Source organism: Franconibacter daqui, from assembly GCF_014644275.1.
Lineage (GTDB): Bacteria > Pseudomonadota > Gammaproteobacteria > Enterobacterales > Enterobacteriaceae > Franconibacter > Franconibacter pulveris.
The window spans coordinates 607,762-631,915 of sequence record NZ_BMKJ01000002.1; the positions used below are offsets into that span (position 1 = coordinate 607,762).

Here is a 24,154-nt window from a genome sequence, read left to right on the forward strand (position 1 = left end):
CGTTGACGTGCCGGTGACCGTCTTGCAGGCGCTGAGCGAAGGGGTGAACACGCTCCAGGTGAGCGTGACCGACACCTTCAACCAGTCTGTCACCATTCCTTATCCAGTAACGGTAGACACCACCACCGACGCGGTGGCGATCAGCATTATCTCTGCCGATGATTATCTGAACCGCGTAGAGGCGGGTTCGCCGCTGATTATCCAGGGCACCAGCGCCGGCCTGCCGGTCGGCACCGCGGTGACGGTGACTTTCAATAACGCCACCTATAACGCGACCGTTGACGCCAGCGGCAACTGGCAGACGGAAATCCCGTCCGCAGCCCTGCTGGCTATCACCACCGATGGCGCTTATACCGTGCAGGCGACGGCGCAGCTCCCGGACGGCACGGTTACCGATCTCCACACCCTGAATGTCTTAATTAATAACCTGCCGGAAGTGACTTCAGCGCCGCTCTTCGGCGACGGCGTGCTTAGCGCTGGCGAAGCCGGACAGGATCAGGTCATCACCGGCACAACCGGCAACGCGGGGGCAGGGCAGAGCGTGAGCGTCACGCTGGGCGGCCAGGTTTACCAGGGCACGGTAGACAGCGAAGGCAACTGGAGCGTAACGGTGCCATCGGGCGCGCTGAGCGGCCTGACCGAAGCGCAGTCGCCGGTGCCGGTGCTGGTTTCCGTCACCGATGCGGCAGGCAACGCCGATACGCTGGATACCCAGTTCACCGTTGACGTTACGCCGCCGCAGGTTAGCGTCAGCGCGTTTGCCGGTGACGATTTCCTGAACATCGCCGAAGCGGGCGTGGAGCAGACGCTGACAGGCGTTGCGGCAGGGGCGGAAGTCGGTTCGCCTGTGGTGGTGACTATCAACGGCGCAACCCTGAACGGAACGGTGACGGGCGCAGGCGGTGAATGGACGGTGACGGTGCCAGCGGAAGTGTTGCAGTCGCTGCCGAACGGCCAGGCGGTCTTTAACGTGACCGCGAGCGACGCCGCAGGCAACAGCGCCACCACCACGCATACTATCAGCGTGGCGGCGGATGCGACTCGTCCGCCGCTCCTTACCATTAACCCGGTGACCAACAACAACATCATCGACGCCGCTGAGCGCGACGCGGGCGTGACGCTGACCGGCACCACGCTTAACGTACAGGCGGGCCAGCAGGTTACCGTCACGCTTGGGCCGCTGCTGTCCTGGAGCGGCGTGGTCGACGCCGACGGCAACTGGGCGGTCACTGTTCCGGCGAGCGCGCTGGCGGGGCTTAATAATGGCAGCTATACGCTGGCCGCTTCCGTTACCGACGCGGCGGGCAACCCGGCAACCGACAGCCGTGATTTCACCGTTAACACCGATCTCAGCGCTATCGTTGTCACGCCGCTGACCGGCGACGACAGCGTAGGGCTTGGCGATATCGCCAGCGGTTTGACTATCAGCGGCGCGACGGTAAACGTTGAGCCGCAAAGCCAGATTATCGTCACGCTGAACGGCAAACAGTACACCGCCACGGTACAGGAGGGCGGCGCCTGGAGCGTTATTGTGCCGCAGACGGACGCCGCGCTTATCAGCGACGGCACCATCACCCTCAGCGCGTCAACCGTGGATGCGGCAGGCAATGCGGTCTCCACCACCCATGATTTCACGCTGATCACCACCGCGCTGCCGGTCGTCACCTTGAACACGCCGTTTACCGATGGGGTGCTGAGCGCTGCGGAAGCGAACGCAGGCGGTACGCTTGGCGGCTCTACCGGCGTGACAGGGGCAGGCCAGACGGTCACTGTGCTTATCGGTCAGACAGAATACCCGGCGACGGTGGACGCCAGCGGCAACTGGTCGCTGACGCTTGCGCCGCAAGTGCTTCAGGCGCTCGGCGACGGCACGCTGCCGCTGACCATCACCGCGACCGACGTCGCAGGCAACCAGAACGTGCTGCAAAGTTCGCTGGTGGTCGATAAAACCGCGCCGGCGCTCACCATCAACGACCTGACCGATGACAACATCGTTAACGGCATTGAAGTGACGCAGCCGCTGCAAATCACCGGCACGGCGACCTATGACCCGGCGAACCCGCAGCAGGTGGTCGTGCAGGTCAACGGCCAGACTTATACCGGGCTGGTGCTGAGCGACAACACCTGGAGCGTCACGCTGCCTGCGGGCGCGCTGAGCGGGGCGATTGACGGGCCGGTCGCGGTGACCGCGACGGTCACCGATTTCGCCGGCAACAGCACGACCGAGACCGTCAGCTTTACGCTCGACGCTTCGCCGCTGAACGCCCCTGTGCTGCAAATCGCCCCTGTCACTGGCGACGATTTCCTGAACGCCGCTGAAGTGGGCGTGGCCTTCACCCTTACCGGCACCACCGAGCGGGTGGAAGCCGGGCAGATCGTTCGCGTTACGATCAACGGCCAGACCTACGAAGGCGCGGTGCAGGAAGGCGGCGCGTGGAGCGTAGAAATTCCGGCCTCCGCCACCACCGGCATTCCTGACGGTTCGCTGCCGATAAGCGTGACGGTGACCGATCTTGCCGGCAACCCGATCACCGTCGATCGTCCGGTGAACGTCGTGGCGCAGCCAGGATCGCTGCCGCAACTGACGGTGGATGTTGTCGCGCAGGACGATGTGATCAACGCTGCCGAGCGCGGCGCGGATCTCACCCTCACCGGCACCTCGCAGAACCTCGCGGCTGGTACGCCGGTTACCGTCACCTTCAACGACGTTACCTATAACACCACTACCGACGCAAACGGGCTGTGGAGCGTGCTCATTCCCGCCTCTGCGCTGGCAGGGCTTACCGACGGCGTAACCTACACCATCACCGTCACGGCCACTGACGCGGCGCAGAATCCGGCGGTGACAACCCAGGATGTGCTGGCCGATTTCAGCGGCCCGGCTATCGCTATCACTCCGGGCAACGTCTTTGACGATGGCCTGCTGAACGTGGCCGAATCGGCGGTGGATCAGCTGCTTACCGGCACCACCGCGCCGGGCGCGAACGTCGTGCTGCTGGTGGACGGCCAGCCGATTACCACTGCGGTTGTGGCGAACGAAGAGGGCAACTGGACGCTGGTCATCCCGGCGGCGCAGTTGCAGGCGCTATCAGGCGACGGCGTGGTATTAACCGTGCAGGCGACGGATGCCCAGGGCAACGTCAGCACGTCGCCGATAACGGTGAATGTAGGCAACGATGTGCTGCCGACGCTGACCTTTAACCCCATTTCCGGCGACAACGTGGTTAACACCCCTGAAGCGTCCGATGTCTTCCTGATTACGGGTACCTCGACCGGCCTGGCGGTAGGGACCCCCGTCACGCTGACCATCGGCGGCCAGACCTATACCGGAGCGGTGACCGCCGGGAATACCTGGAGCGTGAACGTGGGCGCGGACGGCAGCGCGCTGCTCTCGGCGCTTGGCAGCGGGCAGTTTACCGCGACGGTCTCCGCCGCTGACGCCTACGCTAACCCGGCCACCAGCAGCGTGACGCTGGAACTGGTGCTGGAAACGCCGACGGCCACGCTGCCGGAAACGCTCTTTACGGATGATTTCCTGAACGCCGCCGAAGCGGGGGCAGGCCAGACGCTGACCGGCTCGACCGGCCTTGCCGGGCCGGGGCAGACGGTGTCGGTTTCCATTGACGGCGGCGCGCCGATTGTCGGCACGGTCGACAATACCGGCTTCTGGTCAGTGGCGCTGACGCCAGAGGTGCTGGCGGCGCTTGCCGACGGCGACCATTCGCTGACCGTGACCGTCGCCGACCGCGCGGGCAACACCGACACCAGCGAGCCGCAGGGCTTCACCAGCTTCGTAACCGCGCTGCCGCAGCCTGCGCTGACGGCGCCGCTCTTTGGCGACGATGTGCTGACCGTGGCGGAAGCGACGGGCGATTATACCTTTACAATCAATACCGGCGTGACGGACCCGAACCGTCCGCTGACCGTAACGGCGACGCTCAACAACGGCACGCCGGTTACCGCCACCTCGAATGGCGACGGCATCTGGAGCGTCACTATTCCGGCGGCGCAGCTTGCGGCACTGCCGGACGGCGAAATTCCGCTGAATATTGTGGTGACCGACGCCGCAGGCAACAGCGTCAGCCTGCCGGAGAGCTTTACTGCCGTAATCAACAACGTGCCGGATGTCACCGTTAACCCGGTGTTTGGCGACCAGGTGCTGACTAACGCGGAAGCCAGTGCGGCGGCGGGGCAAACTATTACCGGCAATACCGGGGCGACAGGCGCCGGGCAGACTGTCACCGTCACGCTCACGGTGAATGCGATTACCTGGACGGGCACCGCGCAGGCCGGGGCTAACGGCGACTGGGCCGTCACCATCCCCTCTGAAGTGCTGGCGTCTCTGCCTTCCGGCACCACACCGACCATTACCGTGACGGCGCAGGATGCGGCAGGCAACAGCGATACCGCTGAGCCCGTCACCTTCGCCGTTGAAACCACGCTGCCGACGCCGACCATTGACCCGCTCTTTGGCGGCGACAATATCCTCAACATCGCGGAAGCGGCAAGCGACACGGTCATCAGCGGAACGACGGGCGTAACAGGGCCAAACCAGTACGTGACTGTCACCCTGAACGTTAACGGCACAACCTATGTGGCGAGCGTGGACGCCAGCGGCGCCTGGCGCGTGCCGCTGCCTGCCGGTTCGCTGCAGGGCCTTGAGAACGGCGCGCAGGTGCCAGTGATTGTGACGGCGCAGGATCAGTACGGCAACAGCACCACCCTTGAGCCCACGCCGTCGTTCCTGGTGGCCTTTACGCCGCCGACCGTGACGCTGGACCCGGCGCTGACGCCAGCGCTGGCGGACGGCTATCTCAACATTGCCGAAGTGGACAGCGCGCTGACGCTTACCGGGGCTTACACCACGCCAGTCAATACGCAAACGCCGGTTATCACCGTCACCATTGGCGGGCGGGATTTCCCGGCAACCGTCGTCAATGGCACCTGGAGCGTAACGCTTGCGCCTGGCGCGCTGGACGGTATCCCGAACGGCCCGCAGAACATTACCGTCAACATAACCGATGCGGCGGCTAATACCGGCGTGAGCATTACGCCTGTCACCGTCGCCCTGGCTGAGCCTACCATTACGGTCAACGCGCCGTTTGGCGACGGCGAGCTGGACTGGGTGGAAAGCCAGCAGGGGCAAACCATTACCGGCTCCACCACGAGTGTGGATGTGGGCCAGACGGTAACAGTGACGCTCTCCGGCCAGACCTTCACCACCACGGTGCAGCCGGGCGGAACCTGGGCGGTGGCGCTGACCCCGGCGCAGCTCGCCACGCTGCTTAACAGCCCGGAAAGCGGTTCGCTGGTCGCGACCGTTACGGACGCGGCGGGCAACCCGGCCGCCAGCGCGCCGGTCGCCGTCACCTATGATCCTGTGCGTCCTGATTTCAGCGTGAGCATCGACCCCATCACCGGCGACGGCTTCATTAACGCAGGCGAACTTGGCGCCGGGATTATTACGGTTACCGGCAGAAGCACCGGCTTTGAAGGAGGGACGCTGGCGGTATCGCTGAACGGCGCGCTGCTGGACAACGTCACGGTTAACGCCGACGGCACCTGGGCTATCGACGTAGCAGCCAGCAGTTTCCCGACGGAGGGCGCTTACACCCTGACCGCGACGGGCATCGATCCTTCTGAGGCGGAAATTGCCGGTACGGCCGCCGTCACCGTCGATGTTACCGCGCCGCAGGGGTTAGGCATCAACGTGGTGGCGGGGGACGATCTCCTCACTCCCGCAGAAACCGGCGAGCCGCTGGTGATAAGCGGTCAGGTGAACGCGGCTGAAGCGGGCCGCCTGGTTACCGTCAACCTTAACGGCGTGAACTACTACACCACGGTGAACGGCGACGGCACCTGGAGTGCGACGGTGCCGCAGAGCGCGGTGGACGCGCTGGCAAGCGGCAATTACGTGGTGACGGCAACCGTAACCGATGCCGCAGGCAACGTATCAACGGCGGAGCGTCCGCTGACGGTGGATGTGGACGCGCCGCTGCTGACGGTGGATGCGCTTGGCGTTCCGGCGGTGCTGAACACGGTGAACGCCGCGGGCGGCCTGCTGCTCTCTGGTACGGGCGAGCCGGGCGAGACGGTCAACATCGTCCTCGGACCGCTCTCCACCACCGCGACCGTGGATGAGTTCGGCAACTGGACCTACACCTTCCCGCAACTCGATCTCACGACGCTGACCGACGGCGCGCAGGTCATTCAAATCTCCTCCACCGATGCGGCGGGCAACACCTCCACCAACCGTGTGGCGCTTAACGTGGCGCTCAACCAGGGGCCGGGCGTGCTGGTCGACGATCTGTTCGGCGGCGACGGCATTCTGAACGTGGCCGAGTCGCTGGTCACTCAGGTGCTGACGGGCCGGGTGGATGGCGACTATCGCGGCGCGACGGTTACCGCGTCCATTATCGGCACTGACGTGAATATTCCGCTCGCGCCGGTACTGGCCGGGGACGGCTCTTTCACCATCGACCTGCCGCCGAGCCTCTGGCAGGGGCTGATTGACCAGACGCTGCAACTGAACATCGGCGTAACGGATGCTTTCGGCAATACCAGAAATGAGATTGTCGACTTCAACCTGGCGCTGAGCGACCTGCCGGTGGTGGGCAATGTGCTGGTCGGCCTCGATAACATTATTAATATCAACGACCTCGCCAGCGGCGCGGGCCAGGTGGTAAGCGGCACGCTCAGCAACGCGGCTGACGTGACGTCGGTGGTGGTTAACGTCGCGGGCCAGACGCTGAATGCGGTGGTGGACGCGGCGACCGGCGCCTGGACCGCTACGCTGCCGACGACGCTGCTAAACGCGCTGCCGGCGGGCGACACCGCGTTGCAGGTGCAGGTGACGGATACGGCGGGTAACGTGCTGAATACCGGCGCGAGCTTCACGCTTGCCAACGTGGCGCCGACGATCGCGCTCGCCCCGCTGTTTGGCAACGGCGTGCTCAGCGTGCCGGAGCTATTGAATGGCGTGATTAGCGGTACTTCTACCGGCCTGAACGGTCAGAGCCTGACCGTGCGCATCGGTGACACCGAGGCGATCAATGTGGTGGTCGGGCCGGATGGCGCCTGGTCCGCTAACCTCCCGGCGGCGGTGCAGAATGCGCTCCAGGCGCTGGGCAGCGGCAATGTGGCGGTGAGCGTGACGGTGGCGGACGCCTATGGCAACGGGGCAACAGCGGGCGCCAGCCTGACGCTCAGCCTGATTGAACCGGTGCTGAACACCGTCTCGGTCTTTACTGACAACCTGCTCAACGCCGCCGACGCGCTGGTCAGCCAGACCATCACCGGCTCCGTGGGCCAGGCGGCGGCAGGCTCGCTTGTCGCAGTGCAGATAGGCAACCAGACCTTCAACGGGACGGTAGGCAGCAATGGGCTCTTCTCGATTCAGGTTTCGCCGTCGCAACTGGCCAACCTGACGGACGGCAGCCTCGCAAGTCTTATCACCATCACTACGCCGGAAGGCAACAGCTCGACCACCGAAGGCCCGCTGGTGAATATTGGCATCGGCACGCTGCCGACGGTGGCTATCACTTCGCTGCTGGGCGGCGCGGATGGCTTCCTGAACGCGGCGGAAGCCGCGGCGGGGCAGGTTATCAGCGGGACGACGAACCTTGCCAGCGGCACGGTACAGGTGCTGGTCAACGGCACTGAACTGCTGGCGCCGGTGGTGAATGGCGTCTGGTCGGTCGCCGTGCCTGCCTCGCTGTTGCAGAACCTGACTAACGGCGCAGTGACCGTCACGGCGCAGGCGGTCGACGCAGTCGGCAACGTGGCGAGCAGCGGCACGCAGGTGGTGAACGCCATTATTCAGAACCTGCCGCAAATCGCGCTCAACCCGGTGTTTGGCGACAACAACCTGAGCCTTGCCGATCTGCTGAATCCGCAGGTGCTGAGCGGTACCGCCACTAACCTCGCGGCGGGAACGCAAATCAACGTGGCGCTGGGGCCGTTAAACCTCACCACGACGGTGGCGGCGGACGGCACCTGGCGCGTGCCGGTCGGCGCCAGCCTGCTCCAGACGCTGACCGATGGTCTGCTGAACGTCTCGGTAACGGCGGTTGACCCGGCGGGCAACCCGGCAAGGGCCACCGGCGGGGTGAGCGTGAATATCGGCGCGCTGCCGACGCTCGCTATCACGTCGCTGTTTGGCGATAACGGGCTGAACGCCAGCGATATTCTCAACGCGCAGGTGATCACCGGCACCAGCACCAACGCAGTCGGCTCGCTGGTGAACGTCTCGCTTGGCGGCAAGAACTACACCGCCACGGTGGGCAGCGACGGCAACTGGCAGGTTACTGTGCCGAAAACGGACCTCAGCGGGCTGCTCGACGGCACGCTGACGGTCAACGCGTCGGTGGTGAACCCGGCGGGCAACAGCTCCACGACCAGCGGGCTGCTGAACGTGATTACCCACTCGCTGCCGTCGATTTCGCTGACCTCACTGTTTGGTAACGACAAATACCTGAACGTCAGCGAAGCGACCTCAGGCCAGGTGCTGAGCGGGAAAATCAGCGGCGCGGCGGACGGCGCTTCCGTGGTGGTGAACCTTGGCGGCGCTAACTACAACGCGACCGTAAACAGCGACGGCACCTGGTCGCTGCCGGTGGCCAGTTCAGTGCTTCAGGGGCTGACCAACGGCGCGCTGAAAGTGGGTGTGACGGTCACCGATAAAGTGGGCAACACCAATACCACCAGCTCTGACGTGACGGTGAAACTGACCACCCCGACGCTTACCTTTAACCCGCTTTCTTCGCTGAACCTGGTTTCGCTGCTGACCAATGGACTGACGCTGCGCGGCGGCTCCACCAACCTCGCGCAGGGCTCGGTGGTGCATCTGTCGCTGCTCAACGGCACGGTCAACACCACGGCTATCACCGATGCTAACGGCAACTGGAGCACCACACTGGGGCTTGGGCTGAACATCCTGCAACTGCTGTCGCTCTCCAGCGTGCTGAACATCTACGCCACGGACGTGGCGGGCAACACCGGCTACCTGAATGTCGGGCTTGGCGGCAACATCATCTCCACGACGCCGCCTGCGGGCGTAAGCACGCTCTCGGCAGAGTCGGACGCGGCCGCCTTCTCACTGCTTAGCGCGAGCGATGAAAACAGCAGCCTGGCGGGCGACGACAGCCAGCAGACCGGAAACGAGAACCTGCTTGCCAGCGCCAGCGCGGTGCGCGATGACACGCAAAGCGCTGCGGTGACGACGGAAAGCGCGACGGTCGCCACAACGGAGGCGGACGGCGCTTACACCATCGGCGGCCTCAGCATCGACCTTGCGGACGGCACGTCGGTAAGCGGCGAGACAGTGCAGGGCAGCGCGGGCAACGACACCATCCACCTCGCCTCGCTGGGCTTTACCCAGATAGACGGCGGCGCGGGCACCGATACCCTGGTGCTGGATGGCGTCAACCTGCTGCTCAACCTGACGGAACTGGCGGGCAAAGTGCAGCACGTTGAGATAGTCGACCTTGGCAAATCGGGCACCAACGGCCTGACGCTGGATGTGCATCAGGCGCTTACGGTTACCGACAAGCCGGAAGACGATCTGGTGGTGAAAGGCAGCGCGGGCGATCAGGTGAACCTGATCAACGGCGCCGGGGATGTCTGGGAGGTGAGCGGGCAGCGGGAAGTGGACGGCGTGCAGTTCGACGTTTACCACAACAGCTCGCAGACCACGACGCTTGGCGATGTGCTTATCCAGCAAGGGATCCACGTTAATCACGTGTAATGCAACAGGGCCTCAGGGAGGAGGCCTTCATCTTTATTTTAACAATATCACCACGACGCCCAGGCGGGCATAACTAAGGTGGAACCATGAAGCAAACCGAAGCGCGCCACAGGCGGCTGGGGCTTTCCGTGTGCCTTGCGGCGGCCCTGATGGGAGTAAACCTGAACGTTTATGGAGAGGAGGCGTTTCAGTGGCAGACAGCGCCAGGCGAACAGCTCCAGGCGCAGCTATCTATAAAGGAGGCGATACTGCGCGCCTTCGCCCGCAACCCGAAAATCGCCCAGGCGGCGGCGCAAATCCGCGTTGGCAAGGCCAACCTTGAAGAAGCCGAAAGCGCCTGGTTTCCACAAATCTCTTTGCAGGGAAACGTCGGGCGCAGCCATCGCACCGACTCGGCAGGCTCGCTCAACAGCAACGCGGCGGGCGGCGTTAACCTCAAACAGCTTCTCTACGATTTTGGCAAAACCGGCGGCAGCATCGATGAGCAGGAAAACCTCACCGAAGCTTACCGCTACGGCCTTTACGACACCCTCAACCAGGTCGGCATGCAAACCCTGCAGGCCTATTTACAGGTAAAACGCTATCAGGCGCTGGCGCAGGCGGCGCAGCGCAACCTTGATTCGCTTCAGAGCGTGCAGGAGATGGCGAACCTGCGCTCGGAGGCGGGCTTAAGCACCCAGTCGGACGTATTGCAGGCGCAAACCCGCATCGCCGGCATGAACGCAAGCCTTGAGCAATACCGCGCGCAGACCCGCTCCGCACAGGCGGCGCTGAGCGTGCTGACTGGCGTGGTCTCCGACAATCTGCCGGACCTGCCGGAAGATCTCATGCGCCAGAACATTTCGCTGAAATCTCTTCCTTACGAGCAGAACAACGCGGTGCGCGCCGCCCAGGCGAAACAGCTCGCCGCCGAGCAGCGCATTCGCCAGGCGCAGGCCCAGCACTGGCCGACGGTCTCCGTGCAGGCGGGACGCACCCGTTACCAGAACGACAACGGCGACTACTGGGACGACGAAGTGCAGCTGGTGGTGGATGCGCCCATTTATCAGGGCGGGGCGGTCAGCGCCCGCGTCGACGCCGCCGAAGGTGACCGCGCCAGCGCCCGCGCCGACGTGGAGGCGAGCAAGCTCGACATTAACCAGCGCGCCGCCACCGCCTGGGCGGATCTCACCGGCGCGCAGCAGCGCCAGCAGGCGGGCGAGCAGCAGCTTAACAGCGCCGAACGGGCGCGGGGCGTTTATCGCGACGAATATCGTCTGAGCAAGCGCAGCCTTAACGACCTGCTGAGCATTGAACAGGATGTGTTTCAGGCCGACACCTCGTCGATTACCGCCCGCTACGATGCCTGGGATGCGGCGGTGCGCTACGCCGGCGCCGTGGACAACCTGCTCGACATGCTCGGCATTGAACGCACCCGGATGACCGGCGATACCCTGCCGACGCTCTGAGCGCTGGCTACACAAGGAGTTTTTGATGTCCCAGACCCCGGATACAGAAAGCTGGACCCGCGCCATGGCGCGCGCGGCGGGCCGTTTCGGCCTTCCCGCCGATGCCCCGGCGGCGCGCCAGCAGATGCGCTGGTTTGAAAATCTGCCGCTGGCCTCGCGGCTTGACCGGCTGGCGGGCCTGATGGGCCTGCAGGTGAAACTCACCGACCTTGATAATATGCGCTGGAACAGCCAGACCCTGCCCGTGATAGTCCAGCTGGAAGCGGGCGGGCTGATGCTGATTGAAGATATCGACGCCGACGGCCTCGCCAGCTACTGGTTGAGCGAAGGGGGCGACCTGGTGCGCGAGGAGCCGCTGGAGGCGCTGCTTACGCGCATTAAGCCGGAAATCGTGCTGCTCGGCATCGCCGCCCGCGGGCGCGATTCCCGCATTGATGACTTCGCCCGCCCCTGGGAGCCGCACTGGTTCTGGCGCCACTTTCGCCATGCCGGGCGCAAGCTTGCGGAAATCTCGCTGGCTTCGGTTATCGGCAACGTGCTGGCGCTGGCGGGCATTCTCTTCTCAATGCAGGTTTATGACCGCGTTATTCCGGCGCAGTCTTTCCCCACGCTGTGGGTGCTCTTTTTTGGCGTGCTGCTGGCGGCGCTGCTGGAGTTTTTTATCCGTCTCGCTCGCACGCATGTTTCCGACATCATGGGCAAGCATATCGACCTTAACGTCTCCTCGCTCTTTTTCGCCCGGGCGCTGGCGATTAAAAACGACGCGCGGCCAAAATCCACCGGATCGTTTATTTCGCAGCTTCGCGAGATAGACCAGGTGCGCGAGCTGCTCACCTCCACCACCGTGGGTGCGGCGATGGATATTCCTTTCGTGCTGCTGTTCCTCGGCATTATGGCGCTGGTGGGCGGGCCGCTGGTGGCGATTCCGCTTATCGCCATTCCGCTTATCGTCATTCCCGGCATTCTGGTGCAGTGGCCGATGGCGAAGCTCGCCAAAGAGGGGATGCGCGAAAGCGCGATTCGCAACGCGGTGCTGGTGGAGTCTATCGAAGGGGTGGAGGACATCAAGGCGCTGCAGGCGGAGCCCTATTTTCAGCGCCAGTGGGAGCACACCCACAGCGTGGGTGCGAACATCGGCATGAAACAGCGCGTCTGGGGCGCTCGCCTGAGCGGCTGGGCCTCCACGGTGCAGCAGATAACCTACGCCGGGATGCTGGTGTTCGGCAGCTATCTGGTGCTCGACGGGCAGATAACCACCGGTACGCTGGTGGCCTGCAGCCTGCTCTCTTCCCGCACCCTTGCGCCGCTGATGCAGCTCACCATGGTTTTCTCTCGCTGGCAGCACGCCAAAACCGCGATGGAAGGGCTTAACGAGCTGCTGAAAAAGCCGCTCGATCGCGATGCGCAAAGAAAAATGGCGCACTGCCTGGTGCTGGCCGGGCACTATCAGTTTCAGGATGTGCAGTACAGCTACGATGCAGAGAAGGGGGATCAGGCGCTCTGGATCCCAAACCTTGAGATCAAACCCGGCGAGCGGGTGGCGATCCTCGGCAAAGTCGGCGCCGGCAAATCAACCCTGCTGAAAGTGCTTTCCGGGCAGGCGCAGGCGAGCAAAGGCAAAGTCATTATCGATGGCGTCGATCTGGCGCATATCGACCCCACCGACGTGCGCCGCCAGGTGGGTTTTTTATCGCAAGAGTCGCGGCTCTTTTTCGGCACGCTGCGTCAGAACCTGATGCTCGGCCACCCGAACGCTACGGAGAGCGAGCTGCTGCAGGCGCTGCGCATCAGCGGTGCGCTCTCGATGGTGCAGAAAGACGCGGCCAGCCTCGACAGGCTTATCAACGAAGGCGGGCGCGGCCTTTCCGGCGGCCAGCGGCAGATGGTGCTATTGAGCCGCCTGATTGTGCGTAATCCGCAAATTGTCCTGCTGGATGAACCCACGGCCTCGATGGACGAACAGCTGGAGGCGTATGTTATTCGCCAGCTTCATCAGTGGCTGACGGGCCGCACGCTGGTGCTGGTGACGCACCGTCCGGCGCTGCTTTCGCTGGTGGACCGCATTGTGGTGGTGGAGCACGGCAAAGTGGTGGCTGACGGCCCGCGCGACGCCATTCTTAACCAGGCAAAACGCAACAGCAACGTAGCTTCGGTGGCGTAAGGAGGAACGATGAGCCAACTGACCATTCAGGAAGAGCTGGCGCGCCAGAGCCGCTTTTACTCTTCCGTTATCTGGCTGACGCTGCTGGGGCTGGTGCTCTTCGTCGTCTGGGCGTGGTTCGCCACGCTGGACGAGGTGACGGTGGGCTCCGGCAAGGTGACGCCGGCGAGCCGCGCGCAGGTTATCGAGAGCCTGGACGGCGGCATCGTCAACGCACTGCTGGTGCATGAGGGCGACATTGTCGAGCGCGGGCAGATGCTGGCGCGGCTTGACCCGACACGCTTTCAGTCGAACTTTGGCGAAGCGTCGGCGCGGGTGCGGGCGCTGCGGGCTTCCAGCGAGCGGCTGCGCTCGGAGCTGACCGGCGAGCCGCTGAAATTCAGCGCCGAGTCGATGAAGGAGCCGGAACTGGTGGCGCGTGAGCGTCAGCTTTACGAGTCGCGCCGACGCAATCTCAACGAGACGCTGGCTAACCTGAACAAAACCTATGGCCTGGTGATGGATGAACTGCGCATGACCCAGCCGCTGGTGGCGAAAGGGGCGGCAAGCCAGGTGGAGGTGATCCGCCTGCAGCGCCAGGCGGCGGAGCTGAAAGGAAAGATGGACGATGCCCGCAACGAGTTTGCGGTGCGGGCGCGGGAGGAGCAGGTGAAAACCAACGCCGACCTTGACGCGCAGCTCCAGGTGCTGGCGGGTAAAGAGGATCAGGTGACCCGGGCGACAATTTTCTCCCCGGTGCGCGGGGTGGTGAAAGATATTCAGGTCACGACCGTAGGCGGCGTATTGCAGCCCGGCGGCAAGCTGATGGAGATCGTGCCGCTGGAAGATAAGCTGCTTATCGAAACGCGCATTAACCCGCGGGATATTGCCTACATTCGCCCGGGCCTGCCCGCAACGGTGAAGGTGTCGGCCTATGACTCCTCTATTTACGGCACGCTGGACGGCACCGTGGAGATGGTATCGCCGGACACCATTCAGGATGAGGTTAAGCGCGACCAGTTTTACTACCGGGTTTACATTCGTACTAAAAGCGCGGAGCTGCGCAACCGCAACGGTAAGGCATTCCCGATCCTCCCCGGCATGGTGGCGGATGTGGATATCAAAACCGGCCAGAAAACGGTGCTCGATTACCTGATAAAACCGCTGAACAAAGTGAAAGAGGCATTGCGGGAGCGGTAAGTTTTGCGTCACCTTCCTCCTCAATGGGAAGAGGGGGACCGGCTGGCACTTATGGCGAGAGGGCCGGTTTGCTTATGTCAGAGCCCGGCTTTTCTCTCTTGCTCCCCTGGAGAGGGAACCGGGGTGAGGGCTGATGGTATGTCTCACTTCTTCAATTTACGGGCAAGCGGGGCTTGTGTGAGGCTTCCTGCAAGCAGGATTCATCTGCGACACCAGCGCATAACACGCCCATAAAAAAACCGGCTTTCGCCGGTTTTTTACTGCCAGAAGCGCAGGCTTATCGCCCGGCGTTTTTCATGATGCGCGCTTTATCCAGCTGCCATTCGCGCTCTTTCAGGTCCGAGCGTTTGTCGTGCTGTTTCTTCCCTTTCGCCACGCCAATCTTCACTTTGCACCAGGCGTTCTTCCAGTAGAGGGAGAGCGCGACGATGGTGTAGCCTTCGCGGTTAATTTGGCCGTACAGGGTATCCAGCTCGCGCTGGTTCAGCAGCAGTTTACGGGTGCGCGTTGGGTCGCAAACCACGTGGGAGGAGGCGACGCTGAGCGGCGTAAAGTTGGCGCCGAACAGGTAGGCTTCGCCATCTCTCATGATGACATAGCTGTCGCCGATGTTCGCTTTGCCAGCGCGCAGGGATTTAACTTCCCACCCCTGAAGGGCGAGACCCGCTTCGTATTCGTCTTCGATGAAATATTCATGGCGGGCGCGCTTATTGAGCGCAATCGTGGCTGAGCCGGGTTTGTGTGCTTTTTTCTTCGTCATAGTGCTGCTCAGTATAGGTAATTCGGTAAAAAAAGGCACCCCATCCGGTGGGGGCGGCAAACGGCTATCTTAGCATGCCTGACGGCGAGTTTTTGTTTAACCGGTGATAAATGTTATTATTTGTAGGTTGTATGACTTACGGGAATCGCTATGCCACAAATTAGTCGTACTGCTCTGGTGCCTTACAGCGCTGCGCAGATGTATCAGTTAGTGAACGACGTGAAATCCTACCCGGAGTTTCTCCCCGGATGCGTGGGAAGTCGCGTGCTGGAAGCCACGCCTGGCCAGATGACGGCGGCGGTGGATGTCTCTAAAGCGGGCATCAGCAAAACGTTCACCACCCGCAATACGCTGACCAGTAACCAGAGCATTCTGATGCAGCTGGTGGACGGCCCATTCAAGAAGCTGATGGGTGGCTGGAAGTTCACCGAGCTGACCGAAAGCGCCTGCCAGATAGAGTTTCATCTCGACTTCGAGTTTACTAATAAGCTCATCGAGCTTGCCTTCGGCCGCGTCTTCAAAGAACTCGCTTCTAACATGGTGCAAGCGTTCACTAACCGCGCCAAAGAGGTTTACCGTGCCGGCTGAGATCCGCGTTGAGGTCGTTTATGCGCTGCCGGAAAAACAGTATCTGCGTAAGCTGACGCTGGAAGAGGGGGCGACCATCGAGCAGGCTATTCAGGCTTCCGGCCTGCTGGAGCTGCGAGAGGATATCGATCTCAAAAAGAACAAAATAGGGATCTACAGCCGCCCGGCGAAGCTAACAGACACGCTGAACGATGGCGATCGGGTGGAGATTTACCGGCCGCTGATTGCGGACCCGAAAGAGTTGCGCCGCAAGCGCGCAGAAAAGTCGGCGCAAAATAAGCCTGATTAAGCGTTACGCCGCTGATTAGCGCTTTCCCGACGGGTTCGCCACTCGCGAGAAAGCCGCGCTGGCACGCCAGGTCGGAAACAAGCTTCAGGCTAAAGGTGAGTAAAAGAAAAGGTGCCCTCAGGCACCTTTTTTGTTTTCCGGCGAGAAGGCGCTTAGCGCTGCCCGTCCAGCTTCGGCTTATTGTCGATATTGGTCAGTACGCCGTTGCTGTTGAAGGTCAGCGTCAGGGTCTGCTGAGTGACGGTTTCATGCCCTGGCTGCTGGCGGAAAATGTAGTACCAGGTGTTGCTGCCGAACGGGTCGCTCATCATCGGCGTGCCCAGAGCATAAGCAACCTGCTGTTGCGTCATACCGATACGGACTTTAGAAACGTCGGTTGGGGTCAGATAGTTCCCCTGGTTGATATCGGGGCGGTAAACCACTCGCTCCAGAGTGGAACAGCCTGCGGTCAACATCAGAAGGACCGCTGCGGCAGCAGTCAGCGTTTTACAGCGCATAGTGAGTAGATTCCTTTTCGGGCCCGAGCAGCACGCGGCTCATACATAATTTGCCGATGATAATAAACCTTCCGTCAGTTTAAAACCTTAAGGCGCTTCACTATGACCCTGACGGTGAAAAAAAGTTGAGGTAATTTCGCCGTAAACGCGGTCTGAAGATACGGTTTGCTCTTTTTTTAAGCGAAACCCGGCAGGTTGCTGCCGGGTTTATGTTCAGAAAGGGCGTTTTTATCAGAAAGTGATTAGGCCGCCAGCAACTCTTTGGCGTTCGCCAGCGTGTTGCGGGTTACTTCGCTGCCGCCCAGCAGTCGAGCCAGCTCCTGCAGACGCGCGCGTTTGTCGAGCGGCTGCATATGGGTTTCGGTCATGGCGCCATCGGTCTCTTTGCTGACAAAGAAGTGATGGTGGCCACAGCCCGCAACCTGCGGCAGGTGGGTCACGCACATTACCTGCGTCGATTCGCCGAGCTGGCGCAGCAGCTTGCCGACGACCGCTGCGGTCGGCCCGCTGATGCCGACATCCACTTCATCGAAAATCAGCGCCGGGGTTTCCATCTTACGCGCCGTGATCACCTGAATGGCCAACGCGATACGGGAAAGCTCACCGCCCGAGGCGACTTTCGCCAGCGGTTGCAGCGGCTGGCCGGGGTTGGTGGAGACGCGGAAATCGATGCGATCCGCCCCTTCCGCCGTCAGGTGGTTTTCTTCAAAAGCCACGTCGATGGTCAGCTTGCCGTGCGGCATAGAAAGTGAGTGCATACTTTCGGTAATCAGCCCGCTCAGTTCGCGCGCGTAGGCGACGCGGCTTTCGTGAAGCTGACGCGCCACCTTTATCGCCTGCTGATGATGGTTGTTTACGGCAAGCATTAACGTCTCCAGACAATCCGCCTGGTCATCCAGCTGTTGCTGCTCATCCAGCAGCTTCTGGTGGAAGGCCGGCAGCTCTTCCGGCGCAATGTGGTGTTTGCGCGCCAGGTTAATCTGACGTGAAATGCGCTGCTCCAGCTCGTACAGACGGTTAGGGTCGAGATCCAGACGGTCGCAGTAATGGCGCAGCTCGTCGCTCGCTTCCGTTATCTGGATCGCCGCTTCTTCCAGCATGTCGAGCACGCCGGAAAGTTTCTCGTCCATACCAATAAGCTCGGTAACCAGATTGCGCACGCTGTAAAGCTGGCTTTGCAGATTGGCGTCTTCGCCATCGGCAAGCAGGTGCAACGCCTGCTGGCTGGTGGAAAGCAGCTGGCCGCTGTTGGCGAGGCGTTTATACTCTTCGTCGATCTGCTCGAACTCCCCCGCCTGCGGGTTAAAGTCGTTCAGCTCTTTCAACTGATAATGCAGCAGTTCCGCACGGGCGGCGCGCTCCTGGCTCAGCTGTTGATGCAGCGCTAAATCGCGGCAGCTCTGGTGCCACTGACGATAGGCGGCGGACATCTGCTGCGTCAGCGCCATCTCGCCGGCGTAGCCGTCCAGCAGGGTTTTCTGATGCTCAGGTTTAAGCAGGAGCTGGTGGGCATGCTGGCCGTGAATCTGGATAAGCAGTTGACCGAGTTCGCGCAGCTGCGACAGCGGCACGGCGGTGCCGTTAATAAAGCCGCGGGAGCGGCCGTCGCTGCTGATCGCACGGCGAAGCAAACACTCACTACCATCTTCCAGCTGGTTCTCTTCCAGCCAGCGCAGCGCGGCAGGCGTATCCTTCAGCGAGAAGCGCGCGCACAAATCGGCGCGGCTGGCGCCCTGACGCACCATGTCCGCTTCCGCACGACCGCCAAGGCACAGCCCCAGCGCGTCAATCGCGATGGATTTCCCTGCGCCGGTTTCGCCGGTGATCGCCGTCATGCCAGACTGAAAATCGATTTCCAGTTCGCGTACGATTGCGAAATTACTGATGGTAAGTTGAGCCAGCATAGCCACCTTCCTGTATAAAACAACAGAGCTGTATTTGCGTACAGTATAAACTGGTTTTATATACAGTAAAGTGGCTCGGGCTCGTTTCAGAATAATTTTTTTGACCAGCCGAGCTTAGAACTTAACGTATTGAAATAGCTGTAGTCTTTTGGATGAATTAAATTCAGGTGGTAGTCGCAACGCCGGATAAAAACATCTTCGCCTTCCTGTATGGGCAAGGCTATCTGGCTGTCGCAGCTGATTTCAAGGTCGCTGCGCATATTGGAAAAGCGCAGGCGGATAGTGCTGCTGCTGTTGATGACCAGCGGGCGCGCAGAGAGCGTATGCGGAAACATTGGCACCAGCGTAATGGCATCCAGCGAGGGCGTGAGGATAGGACCGCCCGCTGAGAGCGAATAGGCGGTTGAACCGGTTGGCGTAGAGATTATCAGGCCGTCGGAGCGCTGGGAGAAGGCGAACTTTTCATCAATGTAGACTTCAAACTCGATCATGTGCGCCACTTTACCCGGGTGCAGCACCACTTCGTTAATGGCGGTGCTAATGCGTTTCGGACAGTGTTGCTGGCACACCTGCGCTTCCAGCAAAAACCGTTTTTCGCTGATATAGCGCCCTTCAAGCACATCCGCCAGCTGCTGCTGAGCGTTGTCCGGGTCTAAGTCGGTAAGAAAACCTAGGTTGCCGCGGTTGATGCCGATAACTTTGATGTCGTAGCGCGCCAGCACGCGGGCCGCGCCTAACATATTGCCGTCGCCGCCCACCACAACCGCAAGGTCCGCCAGCAGCCCGATTTCCGCCAGCGTGCCGGTTTTCACATTATGCAGGTTGAGTTCCTGGGCGATTTGCTGTTCAACGATAACGTCATACCCTTTTTCACAAAGCCAGCGCCAGAGCATCTCATGCGTGGTGAGCGCGGTGGGGTGACGCGGATGTCCGACAATACCTATGCATTTAAAAGGGGTATTCATTATCGTGAAGGTCCTTAGTGACGGAGGGCATGACAATCTGTCGTGTTCCCTTGAAACCGGCAAACTGATCCCCATAATAAGCGAAGTTAGCGATATGAATGCAAAAAAACGCGGAGAATTTCATGAGTAGTAAAGAACAGAAAACGCCTGACGGGCAAGCCCCGGAAGAAATCATCACGGAACAGCATGACGAGGTGGAGACGGTGGAATCCGCTGAAGCGGCTGAGCAGGTGGATCCGCGCGATGAACAGATTGCTAATCTGGAGGCCCAGTTAGCAGAAGTTCAGAATCGCGAGCGCGAGAACGTACTGCGCGCAAAAGCTGAGATGGAAAACCTGCGTCGTCGTACCGAGCAGGACATCGAGAAAGCGCATAAATTCGCGCTGGAGAAGTTCGTGAACGAGCTGCTGCCGGTTATCGACAGCCTCGACCGCGCGCTGGAAGTGGCGGATAAAAACAATACCGATATGGCCGCCATGGTCGAAGGTATTGAGCTGACCATGAAATCCATGCTCGACGTGGTGCGTAAGTTCGGCGTGGAAGTGATTGCCGAAACTAACGTGCCGCTGGATCCGAACGTTCACCAGGCTATCGCCATGGTGGACGCGGAAGGCGTTGCGCCAAACCATGTCGCTGCCGTTATGCAAAAAGGCTATACCCTGAACGGCCGTACCATTCGCGCTGCAATGGTGACGGTGGCGAAGGCATAACCTTCATGCAAAAAAAGGCCAGTCTGCGGACTGGCCTTTTGCATTTCTGCGCCTTACTTTTCTTCCACGCTTTCCCGCAGCGGCTTCACCGGCGTGACGCGCACCTGTTTAATCATGTTTTCCTGCACGTCGAGAATATCGATATCATACTTTTTGATGCGCACCCGCGTATCGACGGCAGGGATCTCCTCCAGCGCTTCGAGCAGCATGCCGTTCATGGTGCGCGCCTCTTCTTCCGGCAGATGCCAGTTAAAGGCTTTATTGATTTCACGAATATTGGCGCTGCCTTCGATAATCACTGAACCGTCGTTTTGCGGCGTAACTTCTTCAGCGAGGGTAGGCGACATTGACGTCGTGAAGTCGCCGACAATCTCTTCAAGAATATCCTCTACCGTCACCAGCCCCTGAATATCGCCATACTCGTCTACGACCAGACCCACTTTCTTTTTGTTGCGCTGGAATTTTACCAGCTGGATGCTGAGCGGCGTGCCGGACGGCACGTAGTAAATTTCATCGGCGGCGCGCAGGATTATCTCTTTGGAAAACGCCTTTTTCTCGTTTCTCAGGCGCCAGGCTTCGCGCACGCGCAGCATGCCGATGGCGTCGTCCAGCGAATCGCGATAAAGCACGATACGCCCGTGAGGCGAGTGGGTGAGCTGGCGGACTATCGACTTCCAGTCGTCGTTGATATCAATGCCGACGATTTCATTGCGCGGCACCATGATGTCGTCCACGCTCACTTTTTCCAGATCCAGCACCGACAGCAGCATGTCCTGATTACGACGCGAGATTTGCGAGCGCGACTCGTTAACGATGGTGCGCAGCTCTTCTTTACTGAGCGCCGCGCTTACCACGTTATCGGTTTTGATGCCGACCATACGCATCAATAAGCGCGTAATGACGTTAAACAGCCAGACCAGCGGCATCATCAGAACCTGCAGCGGGGCAAGCAGGAAGCTGCTTGGAAAGGCCACTTTCTCGGGGTAGAGCGCTGCGATGGTCTTCGGCAGCACTTCGGCGAAAATCAGCACAACGAAAGTGAGCACCCCGGTGGCGATGGCGACGCCGGCGTCGCCATACAGACGCATGCCGACGATGGTCGCCAGCGACGAGGCGAGGATATTTACCAGGTTATTGCCAATAAGCACGAGGCTGATTAAGCGATCCGGTTTACGCAGCAGTTTCTCAACCCGTTTCGCCGCGCGATTGCCCTGTTTGGCAAGGTGGCGCAGGCGGTAACGGTTGAGGGTCATCATGCCGGTTTCAGAACCGGAAAAATAAGCGGAGACCACTACCATCACGATAAGCGTGACAATGAGCGTAGTGGTTGAGATGTGTTCCAAAAGGCCTTCCCTTTAACGGTTTAAAACTCAGCCGGCGAATTGCTGCAACACACGGCTGCCAAAATAGGAGAGCGTCAACAGAGCGGCGCCGGCGACGTTGAACCACACGACCCGGCGACCGCGCCACCCTTCATGATAGTGCCCCCACAGCAGGATGATATAGACAAACCAGGCGAGGATAGACAGCACCGCCTTATCAATATTTTCTACGCTAAACAGATTATGCAGATAGAAAAGACCGGTGCAGAGCGTCAGCGTCAGCAGCACCACGCCGACCTGAGTGATGTGAAACATTTTGCGCTCAATGGTCATCAGCGGCGGCATATCAGCGCTGAACGCGAGCCTTTTATTCTTTAGTTGGTAATCTATCCAGGCCAACTGGAAGGCATAGAGCGCGGCGATAATCAGCGTGGCGTAAGAGAACAACGACAGGCCGATATGCACCATCATGCCTGGCGTGGTTTCCAGATGAGTGATGTACTCATTAGGAACAAAGGTGGCGAACGCCAGGTTTATCAGCGCGAAGGCGTAGACAATCGGCAGCAGAAGCCAGCCGCGGTTTCGCGAGGCGACGATGGTCATCACCGTACAGATCATCAGGCTGACCAGCGAACCAACGTTAAGCAGGCTTAAATTTTGGCCGCCGTCGTGGGTGGAAAAAATCCGCGCTTCAAGCGCCAGCGCATGGCTGATAAGCGCAATGACGGCGGAAAGGATGGCGAGCCGACGCCATGCGCTGTTTTTCCGCAACAGACCGGGAATAATCAGCGCCAGGCTGACGGAGTAGGCTACAAGCGCCAGCAGTGCAAAGACAGGCATATAAGGTTCGTCATTCGAAGACAAAGAAAGAAAAGCAGTATAGCGTTACGTGACGCGCGCTCCAACCGTTGCATCACATGCAGGGCGGCTTCATGTTATACTCCGCCACAATCTGAATCAGTGTCGCTGCGGCGGCCTTAAGCTATCCCTTAGGCAAAAGAGAATGTTTGATAATTTAACTGACCGTTTGTCGCGCACGCTGCGCAATATCAGCGGCCGCGGACGCCTGACTGAAGACAACATCAAAGAGACCCTGCGTGAAGTGCGTATGGCGCTGCTGGAGGCGGATGTCGCGCTTCCGGTCGTGCGCGACTTCATCAACCGCGTTAAAGAAAAAGCGGTGGGCCATGAAGTTAACAAGAGCCTGACCCCGGGTCAGGAATTCGTCAAAATCGTGCGCAGCGAACTCGTTTCGGCGATGGGCGAAGAGAACCAGAGCCTGAACCTGGCCGCGCAGCCGCCCGCCGTGGTGCTGATGGCGGGCCTGCAAGGCGCCGGTAAAACCACAAGCGTCGGCAAGCTCGGCAAGTTCCTGCGCGAAAAGCAGAAGAAAAAGGTGATGGTAGTCTCCGCCGACGTTTATCGCCCGGCGGCGATCAAACAGCTGGAAACCCTGGCGCAGCAGGTGGGCGTGGATTTCTTCCCCTCCGACGTGGCGCAAAAGCCGGTGGATATCGTTAACGCGGCGCTGAAAGAGGCGAAGCTTAAGTTCTATGACGTGCTGCTGGTGGATACCGCCGGTCGTCTGCACGTAGACGAAGCGATGATGGACGAAATCAAGCAGGTTCACGCCGCCATTAAACCGGTAGAGACTCTGTTTGTCGTCGACGCCATGACCGGCCAGGACGCCGCTAACACCGCGAAAGCCTTTAACGAAGCGCTGCCGCTGACCGGCGTGGTGCTGACCAAAGTGGACGGCGACGCCCGCGGCGGCGCGGCGCTCTCCATTCGCCACATCACCGGCAAGCCGATTAAGTTCCTCGGCGTGGGCGAGAAAACCGAAGCGCTGGAGCCGTTCCACCCCGATCGCATCGCCTCGCGTATCCTTGGTATGGGCGACGTGCTGTCGCTTATCGAAGATATCGAAAGCAAAGTAGACCGCGCGCAGGCGGAGAAGCTCGCCAATAAGCTGAAGAAAGGCGACGGTTTTGACCTGAACGACTTTCTTGAGCAGCTCAAGCAGATGAAGAACATGGGCGGCATGGCGAGCCTGATGGGCAAGCTGCCGGGCATGGGACAGATTCCGGATAACGTGAAGTCGCAGATGGATGACAAAGTGCTGGTGCGTATGGAAGCCATCATTAGTTCCATGACGCTCAAAGAGCGCGCCAACCCGGACATCATCAAAGGCTCCCGCAAGCGCCGCATCGCCGCAGGCTGCGGTATGCAGGTGCAGGACGTGAACCGCCTTCTTAAGCAGTTCGACGACATGCAGCGCATGATGAAGAAAATGAAGAAAGGCGGAATGGCGAAAATGATGCGCGGGATGAAAGGCATGATGCCCCCAGGATTCCCGGGTCGCTAACGGCCTGGCTTGTTTGCCATTCTGACGTCGGGGTGTGCTCGCCATCCTCACGTACTGCGTGTACGCTCCGGTGGCTGCGCGCACGCCGTCGCCAGACTGCCTGCACCGCCGACGGCCTTCAGCGCCGTTAAAATAACGGCCTGGCTTGTTTGCCATTCTGACGTCGGGGTGTGCTCGCCATCCTCACGTACTGCGTGTACGCTCCGGTGGCTGCGCGCACG

General features: G+C 60.7%; 14 protein-coding genes. 8 read left to right on the forward strand and 6 right to left on the reverse strand.

What is annotated here, in order from left to right; translation table 11 throughout:
• Positions 1 to 7: 7 nt before the first annotated feature.
• The 4 genes from IEX01_RS12175 to IEX01_RS12190 all read left to right on the forward strand — a co-directional run bounded on the left by IEX01_RS12175 (position 8) and on the right by IEX01_RS12190 (position 14,533).
• A complete protein-coding gene (locus IEX01_RS12175; RefSeq protein WP_229701842.1) occupies positions 8 to 9,745 on the forward strand; it encodes an Ig-like domain-containing protein in 9,738 nt (3,245 codons plus the stop codon).
• 149 nt (positions 9,746 to 9,894) lie between these two features.
• Complete coding sequence (locus IEX01_RS12180; protein WP_229701848.1) at positions 9,895 to 11,193, forward strand: TolC family outer membrane protein; 1,299 nt, start codon at positions 9,895 to 9,897, stop codon at positions 11,191 to 11,193.
• Between the two features lie 25 nt (positions 11,194 to 11,218).
• Complete coding sequence (locus tag IEX01_RS12185) at positions 11,219 to 13,354, forward strand: type I secretion system permease/ATPase (protein WP_188723927.1); 2,136 nt, start codon at positions 11,219 to 11,221, stop codon at positions 13,352 to 13,354.
• Positions 13,355 to 13,363: 9 nt separating this feature from the next.
• Positions 13,364 to 14,533, forward strand: coding sequence for an HlyD family type I secretion periplasmic adaptor subunit (locus IEX01_RS12190; RefSeq protein WP_188723928.1), 1,170 nt, complete (start codon positions 13,364 to 13,366; stop codon positions 14,531 to 14,533).
• A 277-nt stretch (positions 14,534 to 14,810) separates the two neighbouring features.
• Here IEX01_RS12190 and smpB read toward each other — a convergent pair whose 3' ends face one another.
• Positions 14,811 to 15,293 (reverse strand): SsrA-binding protein SmpB, encoded by a 483-nt coding sequence (smpB, locus tag IEX01_RS12195; protein ID WP_024559497.1) that lies wholly within the window; start codon positions 15,291 to 15,293, stop codon positions 14,811 to 14,813.
• Between the two features lie 150 nt (positions 15,294 to 15,443).
• On the opposite strand from smpB, the gene IEX01_RS12200 reads away from it, so the two are divergent.
• Both IEX01_RS12200 and IEX01_RS12205 read left to right on the forward strand, forming a co-directional pair.
• Complete coding sequence (locus IEX01_RS12200) at positions 15,444 to 15,881, forward strand: type II toxin-antitoxin system RatA family toxin (protein ID WP_024559496.1); 438 nt, start codon at positions 15,444 to 15,446, stop codon at positions 15,879 to 15,881.
• The gene (locus tag IEX01_RS12205) at positions 15,871 to 16,170 is read left to right on the forward strand and encodes an RnfH family protein (protein ID WP_188723929.1); all 300 of its coding nucleotides are present in this window, start codon (positions 15,871 to 15,873) and stop codon (positions 16,168 to 16,170) included. Before IEX01_RS12200 ends, IEX01_RS12205 begins: the two co-directional genes overlap by 11 nt.
• 152 nt (positions 16,171 to 16,322) lie before the next feature.
• On the opposite strand, the gene bamE is transcribed toward IEX01_RS12205, so the two are convergent.
• From bamE to nadK, 3 genes are all read right to left on the reverse strand, one after another.
• Positions 16,323 to 16,667 (reverse strand): outer membrane protein assembly factor BamE, encoded by a 345-nt coding sequence (gene bamE, locus IEX01_RS12210; RefSeq protein WP_024554293.1) that lies wholly within the window; start codon positions 16,665 to 16,667, stop codon positions 16,323 to 16,325.
• 242 nt (positions 16,668 to 16,909) lie between these two features.
• Positions 16,910 to 18,571, reverse strand: coding sequence for a DNA repair protein RecN (recN, locus tag IEX01_RS12215; protein WP_188723930.1), 1,662 nt, complete (start codon positions 18,569 to 18,571; stop codon positions 16,910 to 16,912).
• Positions 18,572 to 18,657: 86 nt separating this feature from the next.
• Complete coding sequence (gene nadK, locus IEX01_RS12220; RefSeq protein WP_024559493.1) at positions 18,658 to 19,536, reverse strand: NAD(+) kinase; 879 nt, start codon at positions 19,534 to 19,536, stop codon at positions 18,658 to 18,660.
• Positions 19,537 to 19,658: 122 nt separating this feature from the next.
• Between nadK and grpE the strand changes: the two genes are divergently transcribed.
• Positions 19,659 to 20,246: a nucleotide exchange factor GrpE gene (grpE, locus tag IEX01_RS12225; RefSeq protein WP_024559492.1), complete on the forward strand. Its 588-nt coding sequence runs from the start codon at positions 19,659 to 19,661 to the stop codon at positions 20,244 to 20,246.
• Positions 20,247 to 20,299: 53 nt separating this feature from the next.
• Here the strand turns inward: grpE and IEX01_RS12230 are convergent, their stop codons facing one another.
• Complete coding sequence (locus tag IEX01_RS12230) at positions 20,300 to 21,589, reverse strand: HlyC/CorC family transporter (protein ID WP_024560045.1); 1,290 nt, start codon at positions 21,587 to 21,589, stop codon at positions 20,300 to 20,302.
• A 27-nt stretch (positions 21,590 to 21,616) separates the two neighbouring features.
• Positions 21,617 to 22,408: a cytochrome C assembly family protein gene (locus IEX01_RS12235; protein ID WP_024560046.1), complete on the reverse strand. Its 792-nt coding sequence runs from the start codon at positions 22,406 to 22,408 to the stop codon at positions 21,617 to 21,619.
• 163 nt (positions 22,409 to 22,571) lie between these two features.
• On the opposite strand from IEX01_RS12235, the gene ffh reads away from it, so the two are divergent.
• Entirely contained in the window at positions 22,572 to 23,933 is a 1,362-nt protein-coding gene (ffh, locus tag IEX01_RS12240; RefSeq protein WP_024554765.1) for a signal recognition particle protein, read from the forward strand.
• Positions 23,934 to 24,154 lie beyond the last annotated feature (221 nt).